The following is a 12,386-nucleotide window of genomic DNA, read 5'->3' as shown; positions in this document are numbered from 1 at the left end:
GTGAGGTGTCAGGCTGTGGTCGGCGGGGGCCCGTCGCCGGGCCCGTCCGCCTCACTTCTCGGCCAGGGCGTCCTGCACGGTCCGCATGAACTTCTCGGGGCTCAGGCTCCCGGCGACCAGGCCGGCCGCGTTGCTCTGGCTGACCGTGGTCGCCTTGGTGGAGAACAGGGCCTCGAACCAGAGCACGTTCTGCCGGGACCCGCTGATCGTCTTACGGATCTGCCCGGTGACCTCGTTGCTGTCCTCGACGGGTGTGTTGACCTTGAAGCCGGAGATCGCCCCCTGGTCCTTGAGGGCGGTGCTGCCGTAGTTCTTCGCGATGCAGGACACCCAGGCGCCGGTCTTCTTGTCGAAGGACTTGGCGCCGAGGGTGATCCCCAGGCCGACGTTGGAGGGGTACTGCTCGATGGAGCCCTTGCCGCCCTCGACGGCCGGGAAGGGCATGAAGCCGACGTTGTCGGCCCCCACCTTGTTCTGCTTCTCGTCGGCGATGTTCGCCAGCGCCCAGCTGCCCATGTAGAGCATGCCTGCCTTGCCGTTGAGGAACTCGTTCACCGAGGTGTCGTAGTCGATGGAGCCGACGCCCTTGCCGAAGTAGCCCTTCTTGCCGAGGGCGGCCACTTCCTGTGCGGCTTTGACGTACTCGGGGTCCGTGAGCTCGGCCTTGCCGTCCGCCACGGCCTTGAGGGCGTCGGGGCCCAGGCTGCGGTAGAGGTAGCCGCTGATCAGCCGGGTCAGGGGCCAGCCCTGCTGACCGGAGGCCGAGAACGGCTGGATGCCCTTGGCCTGCAACGTGCCCGCGGCCGAGACCAGTTCGGCCCAGGTGGCGGGCACGGTCAGCCCGTTGGCGCTGAAGATCTTCTTGTTGTAGAAGATCCCCTCGATGTTGTACTCGTACGGCAGGACCTCCACCTTGCCGCCGTACAGCGCCTTGATGGTGGAGACGGCCGCGGGCTCCAACTGGTCGTAGACGCCCAGCGACTTCAGCTCGGTCTCCAGATCGGCGACCTTGCCGGACTTGTACAACTGCTGGGTCAGGGCGGGTGCGTTGCCCGCCGCGAACTGGACCGGCAGCGCGTCCTGACCGGCCAGCAGTTGCAGCTTCTGGTCCAGACTCGCCTGCGGAACGGTCTCCACCTTGAGCGGCAGGTCGTCCTGGGCGGTCTTGCACCCGCCCTTGGACAGGGTGGTGAGCGCCGTTTTGACGGTCGTGTTCTCCGTGACGCTCAAGTAGCTGAAGTTCTCGGGTGAGGAAGTGGAACCTCCGCCCGAGCCTCCGCAGGCGGAGACGAGGAGGACCAGGGCGGCGGCGCTCGCGGTCGAGCCGGCGAGGCGGCCCCTTCTGGCGGAGGTCGAGGAGGTGATCACGGCATGGCTCCCTGTCATCGTGGACGAAAGGCGCGATGGAGGCGCGGCGAAGGCGCACGGCGAAGGCGCAAGGCGAAGGCCCTGCGAAAGCGTTGGAGAAGTGCGGGAGAAGTGCGGGAGAAGTGTCTGAGTGAGATTTTGTATAACGTTCTCTACGTCGAAGTGCGCACCACAGTGCACGCAGCGAAAGCCGTCGTCAAGACATCGCGTCGCAACATCGCCGAAAAGCCGACTACATCTGGCGTCCGAACCGGATCGTCCTGTAGAACGTTGTCCTCAGTAGGACGGCACTCCAGGGGGCAGCGCGCATGGAGCAGGGATCACAGCGGAAGAAGCGTGTGACGATCACGGATGTCGCGCGTCACGCGGGAGTGTCCACCGCCGCGGTCTCCAAGGTCATGCGCAACGCGTACGGGGTCAGCGCGGCCATGCAGGAGAAGGTCCGGGCCGCCATGGCGGAGCTCGACTACCGCCCCCATGCCGCCGCGCGCGGAATGCGCGGCCGGACGTACACCATCGGCATCCTGCTGGACAACATCCGCAACACCTTCTTCGCCGACATCCTCGACGGCGTCCGCGACGAGCTGCGGGACAGCGAGTACACCGTGCTGATCGGCGCCGCGGGCTTCGACGCCGAGGCCCAGGCCAAGACCGTCCAGTCCATGGTGGACCGCCAGATGGACGGCCTCGTCCTGATCGCCCCCGGCGTCCAGCGCTCCGAAGTGCTGTCCACCGCCCAGTCGACGCCCACGGTGGTCATCGGCCACCACGACGCCTCCGACCTGCACGACTCCGTCGTCGACGCCGACGGCTCCGGTGCCGGGCTCGTCGTGGACCACCTGGTGTCCCTCGGGCACCGCAACATCGCGCTGGTCTCCTCGCCCGGGACCCGGTCGAGCAGATGGGCCCGTACGCCGGAGATCGTCCTGAGCAACGGCTACGCCGAGGCGATGGGCCGCAGCCGGCTCGCGGAGCACACCCGGATCTGCCGGACGTCGTACTCCGACGAAGGCGGCTACAAGGCCGGTATGAGCCTGCTGACCGCGGGGGACCGGCCCACCGCGATCATGACGGGAGCCGATGTGGCCGCGCTCGGTGTCTGGCGGGCGGCCCACGAACTGGGTCTGCGGGTCCCGCAGGACGTCTCCCTGGTGGGCTACAACAACACCGCCATCGCCGACCTCGCCACCGTGCAGCTCACCAGCGTCGACCAGGCCGGGCACAACATGGGCGCCACCGCGGCGCGGCTGCTCATCGAGCGGGTGGAGGGGCGGCGCGACCACGCCGTGCAGACGACCATGACGCCGCGTCTCGTCGTCCGGGGGAGCACTTCGGCGCCGTCGGCGGTCTGAGGGAGCCGTTCACCGGGAACTGACGTATGCCGGCGGCCGGTTCAGAGGGTCGGCGAACGGTTCAGGGGGCCAGGGCGATGGACGCGGTGACGCGCTTGCCCGGCGGTTCGAGATCCACCCGGAACTCCTGGGCGACGGCCATGACGATCTCCAGGCCGTGCTGGCCGACCCTGTGCGGGTCGACGGAGCGGGCCACGGGCCTGGCGCCGACGCCGTCGTGCACGCTCACCGCCACCACCCCGTCGGTGATGCGCAGCTCCAGCAGCAGGGGGCCGGGGGCGTATTTGTGGGCGTTGGTGACCAGTTCGCTGACCACCAGCTGAGTGAGGTCCGTCGCGCGGGCGGAGACGGGTACGCCGTGGTCCGTGCGGGCACGGGCCAGGAAGTCGGTCGCGAAGCGTCGTGCCTCGGCTATGCAGGCGCCGCCTCCGGTCATGGAGACGGTGGCGGCTATGGCATGGGCTTCCGACGGCCCGGCGCCGCCTCTCCTGACTGACTCCACTTTTTGTCCACCTTCGTTCCCGTTGTCCGTTCGCGGCTACCCTGTTTGGCGTGACACATGCTGCTTCCGTCGGGATCGACCACGTGTCCGACCGTGGCGGCCCGTGGCAGCGGGGCAGGTCTCAGGGTGCGAGCTCCGGCCTGAGCCGCATCGGCGAACCGGGTCGAGGACATGGTGACAGACGCACATCCCGTGCCGTCCCGCACCGCGTCAGGCCCACGGGGGGACCTTTCCCAGGTCGCACCTGTCCGTGAGCGCGAGTGCCGTAGGCTTCCGAGGTCGTCCCTGACACGTAAATATGAACATTGAAGGAGCGCCGGAATGGCGAAGCGAGACAGCTCTGCGGACCTGGTAGGGCTCTTGACGATCGAGGGTCAGGACCTGGCCGCGGCGTGGGTGCGGCAGGTGTCGGGGTCGCTGGGAGGGCGCATCGGCACCGCCGAACTCGAACGCGAGCTGCGGGAGATGTACGACGCCTTGGTGGACGCGTTGCGTCAGGGAGCCACCGACGTCCACTCGGAACAGATGTCCGAAATCCGCGCACTGCTGACGGAGCTGTCGAGGAACAGGGCCCGTCAGGGATTCTCGCCGAGTGAGACCGCGATCAGTGTCTTCGCCCTGAAGCAGGTCCTCGAACCTGTTCTGCAGGACGGCACCGCCGACCAGATCCGCGCCTACCTGCAGTTCAACGGCGTCCTCGACGGGATGGGCCTCTTCGCGATCGAGACCTACACGCAGACGCGCGACGAGCTCATCGCCGCGCAGGCCGAGCAGCTCCTGGAGCTCTCCACGCCGGTGGTGCGTCTGTGGGACGGGGTCATCGCCGTGCCGCTCGTCGGCACGCTGGACTCGGCGCGCACCCAGGTGGTGATGGAGAAGCTGCTGCAAGCGCTCGTCGACACGGGCTCGGAGCAGGCGATCATCGACATCACGGGCGTTCCCGCGGTGGACACCCAGGTCGCCCAGCACCTGCTCAAGACCATCGTCGCCGCCCGGCTCATGGGCGCCGAGTGCACCGTGTCCGGTATCAGCCCGCAGATCGCGCAGACCATCGTCGCGCTCGGCATCGAGTTCGAGGGCATCGTGACGAAGGCCAGCCTGGCCGACGCCCTCAAGCTGGCGCTGCGCCGGTCCGGTGTGGACATGGTCGCCCACGAGGGTGCGCAGCGATGAGTGAGCGCCTCCCCATTCTCCGTATCGGAGACATCCTGCTGGTGTCCGTCCAGTTCGATCTGGAGGACCAGATGGTGCTGAACCTCCAGGAGGACCTGGCCGAGGAGATCGTCGCCAAGTCCGCCCGGGGCGTCATCATCGACATCAGCGCCCTGGAGATCGTCGACTCCTTCGTGGGCCGCATGCTCGCGACGGTCGCCGCCATCTCGCGTGTGCTCGACGCCAGGACGGTGGTGGTGGGCATGCGTCCCGCCGTGGCCATCACCCTGGTCGAGCTGGGTCTCTCGCTCGGCGGGGTCAGCACTGCCCTCGACCTTGAGAAGGGGCTGGCGAAGCTGCGGCAGCCCACCAGTTCGGCCTTGCGGTGACAGCGCCCTGGACTGCGGGCGAAGACCCGCAGGTCTACCCCATCGCGCGCAGCGGCGACCTCGTGCACATCCGGCAGGCCATCCGGGCGCTGTCCCAGAAGTGCCGGCTGTCCCTGGTCGACCAGACGAAGATGATCACCGCGGCGAGCGAACTCGCCCGCAACACCCTCATCTACGGCGGCGGGGGCACGGTCAGTTCCGGACTGGTCAGCGCGAACGGCAAGAACGGCGTGGCCGCCGTCTTCGAGGACTCCGGACCCGGTATCGCCGATGTCGAGCAGGCGATGACGGACGGCTGGACGTCCGGCGGCGGGCTCGGCCTCGGCCTCAGCGGGGCCCGGCGCCTCGTCGACGACTTCCGGCTGGTCACCGCGCCCGGCGAGGGAACGACCGTGACCATCATCAAGTGGGTGCGGTGAACACCACCGTGGCCCTGAGCTACGAGGACATCGCGTGGTTCAGGGACGGCGCCTCCCTGGCCGCGGCGTCCCGGGGCGCGGCCGCCACGCTGGCCAGGCGCATCGGGCTGAGCAGCCACCGGGTCGCCGAGGTCGCCCTCGCCGTCACCGAGGCCGCCACGAACGTACAGCGGCACGCCGACGACGGAGCCCTGCTGCTGCGCGTGGTGCGCTCCGGGGACCAGGCCGGCGTGGAGTTCCTCACCGTCGACTCGGGGCCCGGAATCACGGACGTGCCCGCCGCGCTGGCCGACGGATCGTCCAGCGCGGGCACGCTGGGCATCGGCCTGGGCGCGGTCGCCCGGCTCGCGGACCAGTTCGACCTGCACTCCGTGCCGGGCCGCGGCACGGTCATGGCCGCACAGTTCTGGCCGCGCGCCGCCGACGGCAGTGCCGTCGTCGCCTCCCGGGACCTGTCCACGGTCGCCGGGGTGACGCGGCCCATCAGCGGTGAGACCGCGTGCGGCGACGCGTGGGCCGTACGCACCGACGACAGCGGCGGCGCCGGGGACCGCCCGGCGATCCTGGTGATGCTGTGCGACGGGCTGGGGCACGGCCCCCTGGCCGCGCGCGCGAGCCAGGCGGCGGTCAAAGCGTTCCAGGAGACCCGTGATCTCAGTCCGGCGGGCGCCCTCGACGCGATCCACCTCGCCCTGCGCGGGACACGCGGCGGCGCGGTCGCCGTGGCACGGATCGAGCCGGCCGCCGGACGGGTCCTGTACTGCGGAATCGGCAACGTGAGCGGTTTCCTCCTGGGCGACGACGGCCGCAAGGCATTGCTGTCGGCACCCGGTATCGTCGGTGCGCAGATGCGGCGACTGCGGACGTTCGAGCAGGCGCTCCCGGCCCACGGCGCCCTGGTGATGCACTCCGACGGTCTGACCGAACGCTGGGACCATGGAACCCTGCCCGGTCTGATGAGCCACACACCGCTCGTCATGGCCGGTCAGCTCCTGCGAGAGGCGGGAGTGCGACGGGACGACGCCAGCGTCGTCGTGATCAAGGGGGCATGGTGACCGGCGAGGGGCGGGATGAGCGTGGTGTCTGATTCGGGCCCGCGCGGCGACGCGGCCCACCATGGCCGCTCGTCCGCCGTCGGCCCCGCCGGCACGGTGGCGCCCTTCGTCCTGTCCTCGTCCCAGGACGTGTTCGGCCTGCGGCGAACCGCCCAACAGGCCGCGGCGGCCATGTCGCTGGAGCGGCAGGACCAGGTCCGGCTGGCGACCGCGCTGAGCGAACTCGGACGGGACCGGCTCGGCTGCCGCGGCCTGGAGGTCTCCTTCGGTCTCGTCCCGCCCGGCCGGCCCACCGCCCTGCTCGTCACGTTCGTGTGGACCGGCGGACCGCCCCCGGCGCGGGAGACGCTCGACCTGGCCGCGAAGCTCGTGGGGATCGAGTACGAGGCCTCCCCGGCGGGCGGACGCATCGTCGTCAGCCAGCCGCTCACCCCCGAGGCCGGCGGTCCGGACGAGCAGCATGCCCGGCTGACGGAGGTCCTCAAGGCCGCTTCCCGCTCGACCGAGGCGGACGACCTCCGCGCCCAGACCCGCGACCTGATCGCCACCCTGGAGGAGACCCGCGCCCAGCGGGAGGAACTGCGCCATCTCAACGAGGAGCTGGAGGAGACCAACCGGGGTGTCCTCGCGCTGTACACCGAGCTGACGCAGGAACTGGAGGACACCAACAGCGGTGTTCTCGCGCTGCACACCGAACTGGAGGACAAGCGCCACCAGTTGCAGGAGGCGAGCGAGGCCAAGACCCGCTTCTGGACGAACATCAGCCATGAACTGCGCACCCCGGTCAACTCCGTCGTCGCCCTGTCCACCCTGCTGCTGGCCCCCAGTTCCCCCGACCTCACCGTCGAGCAGCGGGAACAGGTCGAACTCATAGGATCGGCCGGCCATACGCTCCTGTCGCTCGTGAGCGACCTGCTGGACGTCGCCAAGGCCGAGGCCGGGCATCTGGAGATCCATACGGAACCGGTGGATCTGCGGCTGCTGGTCGCCCACCTCAGAGGCCTCATCCTGAGCAGCCACGGACATGAACAGGTGACGCTCGTCACGCCCGGTCCCGAACGGCATCCGCCCCTGGTGACCGACGAGACGCTGCTGGTCCGCATTCTGCGCAACCTCCTCGCCAACGCCCTCAAGTTCACCGAGCGCGGCGAGGTACGCCTGGAGATCGACGTCGATCCCGAACCCTCCGGCCCCACCGTGCTGTTCACCGTCACGGACACGGGGATCGGCATCCCGCCCGAAGAGCTCGGCCGGGTCTTCGAGGTCTTCTACCAGGTCCGCGGCCCCCACCAGAGCGGCCGCCCCGGCACCGGCCTCGGTCTGCCCTACGCCCGTACGCTCGCCGAACTGCTCGGCGGCACCCTGACCCTCACCAGTACCGTGGGCGTCGGCACCAAGGTGGAGGTCCGTCTGCCGGATCTCGGCCATGAGTACACGCAGCGATCGCAGAACCGGAAGGGCGGGCCGTGACCGACAGTGCCCAGGAGCGTCTGCCCGCGACCGTCCTGGTCGTCGACGACAACGAGACGAACCGCTACGTCCTCACCAGCTGGCTGCAGCGCGCCGGACACTCCGTCATCAGCGCCAGCACCGGAGAGCAGGGCCTCGACCGGCTGCACGGCGGACCGGACACGCTTCCGGACATCGCGATCATCGACGTCCGGCTGCCCGACATGAGCGGCTTCGAGGTCAGCGAGCGCGTCAAGAACAGCCCGCGGACCGCCCATCTGCCGATCATCCAGATCTCCGCCGCCGCCATCACCCCCGACGACCACGCGGAAGGGCTGAGACGGGGCGCGGACGCCTATCTCGACCAGCCCATCGACCCCGGAGAGCTCCTCGCGACGGTCTCCGCCACCCTGCGCTACGCCCGAGCCAGGCAGCGCGCCGAGAAACTCGCGCACCGACTCATAGCGCTGAACCAGGCGACGCTGGACGTCTACAGCGCCGTCGGCTTCCACTCCTTCGCGTCGGCGGCCACCGGTGGCGCGGCCGCCGTCCTGGACAGCCCCGCCAGCGCGGTCTTCCTCTCGCCCCAGGCACAGGCCGTCCACAGCATGACCGACGACGCCCGGGCCACCGTACGGATCCGCCCCGCGCACCCGGGCCTCTTGAAGCAGCTCGCGGCCCACAGCCTGAGCCAGGACACCGGCGTCGCGATCGTCCGTGTCCCGCACGGCCAGTGGCAGGCCCTGCTCCCCGGCGACCACCTCGCCGGGGACGTGGCGCTCGCGGTGGCCCGCACCAAACGCGGCCGTCCCCCCGTGTGCCTGGCCGTCCCCGTGACCGCCCTGCGCGGCGCAGACGACGAACAGCTCCTGCAGCAACTCGCCAACGCGGGCGCCCTCGCCCTCGAAGCCCTGCGGACCTACAACGAGGAACACGCCCTGGGCCTGGCGCTGCAACGTTCCTTCCTGCCCAAGGAGATGCCGACCGTCCCGGGCGTCGAGCTGGCCTTCCGCTACCTCCCCGCCTCCGAACACGCCGAGATCGGGGGAGACTTCTACGAAGCGGTGCAGACGGTCAACGGCCTGCTGCTCGCCATCGGAGACGTCGTCGGGCACTCGGTGGAGGCCGCGACCGTCATGGGCGAGGTACGCCACGCACTGCGGGCCTACGCCATCGAAGGGCACCCCCCGCACCACGTACTGGACCGGGTGGAGACGCTGCTCGGCCAGTCCCAGCCCGGCCTCACCGTCACCCTCTGCCTCGTCCTGGTCGAACCGGACGCACGCCGCCTGCACATAGCCAACGCGGGCCACATCCCGCCCCTCGTGATCGACCCGGAGAAGGGGCCGCGGTTCCACGAACCCCACGGCCCGCTGGTCGGCCTCGGCCTCCCGCATCCCCCGCCCACCGTGGTGGAGGCCCCGCCCGGCACCCGGCTGCTCATGGTGACGGACGGTCTCGTCGAGGTACGGACCGCCCATCTGGACGCCACCCTCGCCGAGTTCCGCGAGGCCGTCGCCGACGGGCCGGCCGATCTGGAGGAGATGTGCAACCTGCTCCTCGCACGCTTCGGACAGAACAAGGACGACGACATCGCCCTGATCACCGCACTGTTCACATAAGGCTCCGCGGCCGGAACATCCGGGGTCCGGCAGGGGGCTAGGCTCTGCCTGTGCTCGGATCAGCGGGGTCGGACTTGAGGAAGAACACGCCTGTTCTGGCGGCCCGTTGGGGTGCGCTGGACGTGGTGAGCCGGGACGCGGTGTTCACCGTGCTGCTCGCCCCGCTGGTGTTCGCGCCGGTGACGGCTCCGATCGGCGCCCAGTTCGGCGACCTGCCGGAACGCCCGCCCGGACTGCCGGGTGTGCTGGTCACGGCCGTCCTCTGGCTGCCGCTGGTGCTGCGGCGCAGGTGGCCCGTCGTATGCCTCGCGCTGATCGCGGGCGCGTTCGCGGTCCATGAAGTGGTCGGCTATCCGCAGACCTGCGCCAGCCTCGGCCTGTACATGGCGCTGTACAGCCTGGGAGCCCATGGGAACCGCGCCCGCGGTGTGCGCCGCGCTCTGGCGGTGGCCGTCGCGATCACGGCTTTCACCCTGTTCGTGCTCGGGCTGCACCACAGGGGCTCGCCCCTGCACGTGCCCGACTTCGTCCTCATGTTCCTGATCCTGGTGGCGTGCTGGGCCATCGGCAGGACGGTACGCGCCCGGCAGGACGGGGAGGCGGAACGGCGCCGGCTCAGCGTGGAGGCGGCGATGGCCCGCGAACGCGCCCGTATCGCACGGGAGTTGCACGACGTGGTGACCCACCATGTCACCGCCATGGTGGTCCAGGCGGACGCCGCCCAGTTCCTGCTCGCCGACGCGCCCGAGCGGGTGGAGACAGGACTCGAAGCGATCAGCGACTCCGGACGGCGGGCCCTGAGGGACCTCCAGCATCTGCTGGGCGTCCTGAAGGCGTCCGGCGACCCTGCCGCCGACGGCCTTCCGTCCGCGATGTCCGCGCCGTCCGCGCCGGACCGTGGCCCGGAACCGGGCGGACTGAGCGAGCTGGTCGAGCAGACCCGGACCGCCGGACAGCCCGTGGAACTGGCGGAGCGCGGCGAACGGCAGGAGCTGGCCACCGCGGTGGAACTGGCCGCCTACCGTGTCGTGCAGGAGGCGCTGACCAACGCGCTCAAGCACGCCCCGGGCCATCGCACGCTCGTCCAGGTCCACTACGGCCGCGAGGATGTGGAGGTCGAGGTGACCACCGAGGGAGCGCCCGCCACGACGACCGCCCAGCGGCGCAGACCCCTGGGCCGGGGCGGCGGGCACGGCCTCATCGGGCTGCGCGAACGGGTGAGCGTGTTCGGCGGCGAACTGTCCGCCGGCGACCGGCCCGACGGCGGCTTCAGCGTCCACGCGCGCATACCGTCCGCGGGACACGGCGAAGCCGCGGCATACGGGGCAGAGGCGTGACCGGGCCGAGCGCGGCGGCGCCGATCAGGGTCCTGGTCTGCGACGACCAGGAACTCGTACGCACCGGCTACGTCACCATCTTCACCGCACAGCCGGACATCGAGGTCGTGGGAGAGGCCGGGGACGGGCGCACGGCGGTGGAGAGCGCACGACGACTGCGTCCGGACGTGGTGGTGATGGACATCCGCATGCCCCTGCTCGACGGCATCGAGGCGACCCGGCTGCTCGCCGGCCCCGGCGTCGTCGATCCGATGCGGGTCCTGGTCGTCACCACCTTCAACCTCGACGAGTACGTGTACGAGGCACTGCGGGCCGGAGCGAGCGGCTTCCTGCTCAAGGACTCGCCCCCGCGCGATCTGGTGCACGGCATCCGGACGGTCGACGCGGGAGAGTCGCTGCTGGCGCCCGCCGTCACCCGGCAACTCGTCGGCAAGTTCGCCGACCGGCTCCGCCGACCCCAACGGGACCCCGCCGCACCGGCGTTGGCCGCTCTGGCGCCGCGCGAGACGGAGGTGCTGAAGCTGATCGCCGAGGGCCTGTCCAACACCGAGATCGCCGACCGGATGGTCATCAGCCGCGAGACCGTCAAGACGTACGTGTCCCGCATCCTGACCAAGCTCGACCTGCGGGACCGGGTCCAGGCGGTCGTACTGGCCCACCGGGTGGGCCTGGTCGGCGCCCACGACTGAGCGCCGCCTCGGAGGCGGAAGCCCGGTCGTGTGTCTGCGGTGGAATGTGCGCGACCCGTGAATTCGTGTGCGTGGATAGAGATCACCTGGGCACTCGGTGCTCCGGAGGTTAACCAATATGATTCCCCTGCTTCTTGTTCTTCTGCTGGCCCTGATCCTGTTCGGCGCGGGTTTCGCGCTGAAAATTCTGTGGTGGGTCGCGATCGTCGTCCTGGTCCTGTGGCTGATCGGCTTCGTCGCCCGCCCGAAGGGTGGGAGCGGCCGCTGGTACCGCTGGTAGCCCACCGCATCGGCCCAGCTCGGACGGTGTGTGGCGGCACTGGGTTCCCGATACGGGGACAGCGCGTGCCTCTCCGGAAGATCGGAGAGAATCCCGGCCCGCATCGGGTGCGTGAAGTCCCGGACAAGGGGCACCCGCCGCGAAGACGGCGGTTACGGAAATCGCCGTGCACGACGTACGGAAAAAGAGAGGGCCGGTGGGTTATCCCGCTGTCCGCTTTACTCTGTTTACCGGAGGAGTTGTTTTCGCGTGACTGAAAATGTGTGGGGTTACAAGTCGACCGCGGGTCGTCTGGCGGGTGTGGACCTGACGGGTTACAAGGTCGAGGCCACGGACGGCAGTATCGGCAAGGTCGACAAGCACTCCGACGACGTCGGTGACGCCTACCTGGTGGTCGACACCGGTGTGTGGATCTTCGGCAAGGAGGTCCTGCTTCCCGCCAGCACGGTCGTCAGCATCGACCAGGGCGAGCAGAGGATCATCGTCGACCGCACCAAGCAGCAGATCAAGGACGCTCCGGAGTTCGACCGCGACAAGCACCTGGGCGACCAGGGCTACCGCGACGAACTGGGCACGTACTACGGCACGGGCGGCCCGCAGATCTGAGCCGGACCCGTACCGCATCACGCGACGGCCCCGGGACTCCTCCACGAGTCCCGGGGCCGTCGCGCTGCCCCGGACCGCCCGGCCGGACACGGTATTGAGAAGATCGCCCGTGACGTGAGCGTCCATCGCACCATCGCGTCCCGAAAGGAACCAACGAACCCATGCG

Annotated in this window: 13 protein-coding genes; 11 read left to right on the top strand and 2 right to left on the bottom strand. The window is 69.8% G+C overall.

The features are described 5' to 3' along the window. Positions 1–51 precede the first annotated feature (51 nt). On the bottom strand, positions 52–1,368 hold the full coding sequence (locus J8N05_RS24140; protein WP_247706449.1) for an ABC transporter substrate-binding protein: 1,317 nt from the start codon (positions 1,366–1,368) through the stop codon (positions 52–54). Positions 1,369–1,706: 338 nt separating this feature from the next. Here J8N05_RS24140 and J8N05_RS24135 point away from each other — a divergent pair, with 338 nt between their 5' ends. Further along, positions 1,707–2,720: a LacI family DNA-binding transcriptional regulator gene (locus tag J8N05_RS24135; RefSeq protein WP_247706448.1), complete on the top strand. Its 1,014-nt coding sequence runs from the start codon at positions 1,707–1,709 to the stop codon at positions 2,718–2,720. Positions 2,721–2,781: 61 nt separating this feature from the next. Here the strand turns inward: J8N05_RS24135 and J8N05_RS24130 are convergent, their stop codons facing one another. Beyond that, positions 2,782–3,156, bottom strand: a complete 375-nt coding sequence (locus tag J8N05_RS24130) for an ATP-binding protein (protein WP_247706754.1) — start codon at positions 3,154–3,156, stop codon at positions 2,782–2,784. Positions 3,157–3,543: 387 nt separating this feature from the next. On the opposite strand from J8N05_RS24130, the gene J8N05_RS24125 reads away from it, so the two are divergent. The 10 genes from J8N05_RS24125 (at position 3,544) to J8N05_RS24080 (ending at position 12,220) form a co-directional block, all read left to right on the top strand. Then, the gene (locus J8N05_RS24125; RefSeq protein WP_210885867.1) at positions 3,544–4,395 is read left to right on the top strand and encodes an STAS domain-containing protein; all 852 of its coding nucleotides are present in this window, start codon (positions 3,544–3,546) and stop codon (positions 4,393–4,395) included. After that, positions 4,392–4,763, top strand: a complete 372-nt coding sequence (locus J8N05_RS24120; protein ID WP_210885865.1) for an STAS domain-containing protein — start codon at positions 4,392–4,394, stop codon at positions 4,761–4,763. Before J8N05_RS24125 ends, J8N05_RS24120 begins: the two co-directional genes overlap by 4 nt. Continuing rightward, a complete protein-coding gene (locus J8N05_RS24115) occupies positions 4,760–5,182 on the top strand; it encodes an ATP-binding protein (RefSeq protein ID WP_210885863.1) in 423 nt (140 codons plus the stop codon). The genes J8N05_RS24120 and J8N05_RS24115 overlap by 4 nt, the downstream gene beginning before the upstream one ends. Further along, positions 5,170–6,237, top strand: a complete 1,068-nt coding sequence (locus J8N05_RS24110; protein WP_210885861.1) for an ATP-binding SpoIIE family protein phosphatase — start codon at positions 5,170–5,172, stop codon at positions 6,235–6,237. Before J8N05_RS24115 ends, J8N05_RS24110 begins: the two co-directional genes overlap by 13 nt. Positions 6,238–6,252: 15 nt before the next feature. Beyond that, positions 6,253–7,707 carry a sensor histidine kinase gene (locus J8N05_RS24105; RefSeq protein WP_210885857.1) on the top strand — a complete coding sequence of 485 codons (1,455 nt, stop codon included), beginning with the start codon at positions 6,253–6,255 and terminating at the stop codon, positions 7,705–7,707. Continuing rightward, positions 7,704–9,308, top strand: a complete 1,605-nt coding sequence (locus tag J8N05_RS24100; RefSeq protein ID WP_210885853.1) for a fused response regulator/phosphatase — start codon at positions 7,704–7,706, stop codon at positions 9,306–9,308. Before J8N05_RS24105 ends, J8N05_RS24100 begins: the two co-directional genes overlap by 4 nt. A 74-nt stretch (positions 9,309–9,382) precedes the next feature. Beyond that, positions 9,383–10,645 carry a sensor histidine kinase gene (locus J8N05_RS24095; RefSeq protein WP_247706447.1) on the top strand — a complete coding sequence of 421 codons (1,263 nt, stop codon included), beginning with the start codon at positions 9,383–9,385 and terminating at the stop codon, positions 10,643–10,645. Further along, positions 10,642–11,334 carry a response regulator gene (locus tag J8N05_RS24090; RefSeq protein ID WP_247706446.1) on the top strand — a complete coding sequence of 231 codons (693 nt, stop codon included), beginning with the start codon at positions 10,642–10,644 and terminating at the stop codon, positions 11,332–11,334. The genes J8N05_RS24095 and J8N05_RS24090 overlap by 4 nt, the downstream gene beginning before the upstream one ends. 118 nt (positions 11,335–11,452) lie before the next feature. Continuing rightward, positions 11,453–11,614, top strand: a complete 162-nt coding sequence (locus tag J8N05_RS24085) for a hydrophobic protein (protein WP_210885851.1) — start codon at positions 11,453–11,455, stop codon at positions 11,612–11,614. Between the two features lie 249 nt (positions 11,615–11,863). Next, a complete protein-coding gene (locus J8N05_RS24080) occupies positions 11,864–12,220 on the top strand; it encodes a PRC-barrel domain-containing protein (RefSeq protein WP_210885849.1) in 357 nt (118 codons plus the stop codon). Positions 12,221–12,386: the final 166 nt, after the last annotated feature.

This window comes from Streptomyces liliiviolaceus, from assembly GCF_018070025.1.
GTDB lineage: Bacteria > Actinomycetota > Actinomycetes > Streptomycetales > Streptomycetaceae > Streptomyces > Streptomyces liliiviolaceus.
This window is presented reverse-complemented; position numbering and strand designations above follow the sequence as displayed.

Bases quoted from the DNA above. Each gene is read 5' to 3' on its own strand.
- J8N05_RS24130 (WP_247706754.1), bottom strand. From the start codon at position 3,156: ATGACCGGAGGCGGCGCCTGCATAGCCGAGGCACGACGCTTCGCGACC.
- J8N05_RS24125 (WP_210885867.1), top strand. From the start codon at position 3,544: ATGGCGAAGCGAGACAGCTCTGCGGACCTGGTAGGGCTCTTGACGATC.
- J8N05_RS24120 (WP_210885865.1), top strand. From the start codon at position 4,392: ATGAGTGAGCGCCTCCCCATTCTCCGTATCGGAGACATCCTGCTGGTG.
- J8N05_RS24105 (WP_210885857.1), top strand. From the start codon at position 6,253: ATGAGCGTGGTGTCTGATTCGGGCCCGCGCGGCGACGCGGCCCACCAT.
- J8N05_RS24085 (WP_210885851.1), top strand. From the start codon at position 11,453: ATGATTCCCCTGCTTCTTGTTCTTCTGCTGGCCCTGATCCTGTTCGGC.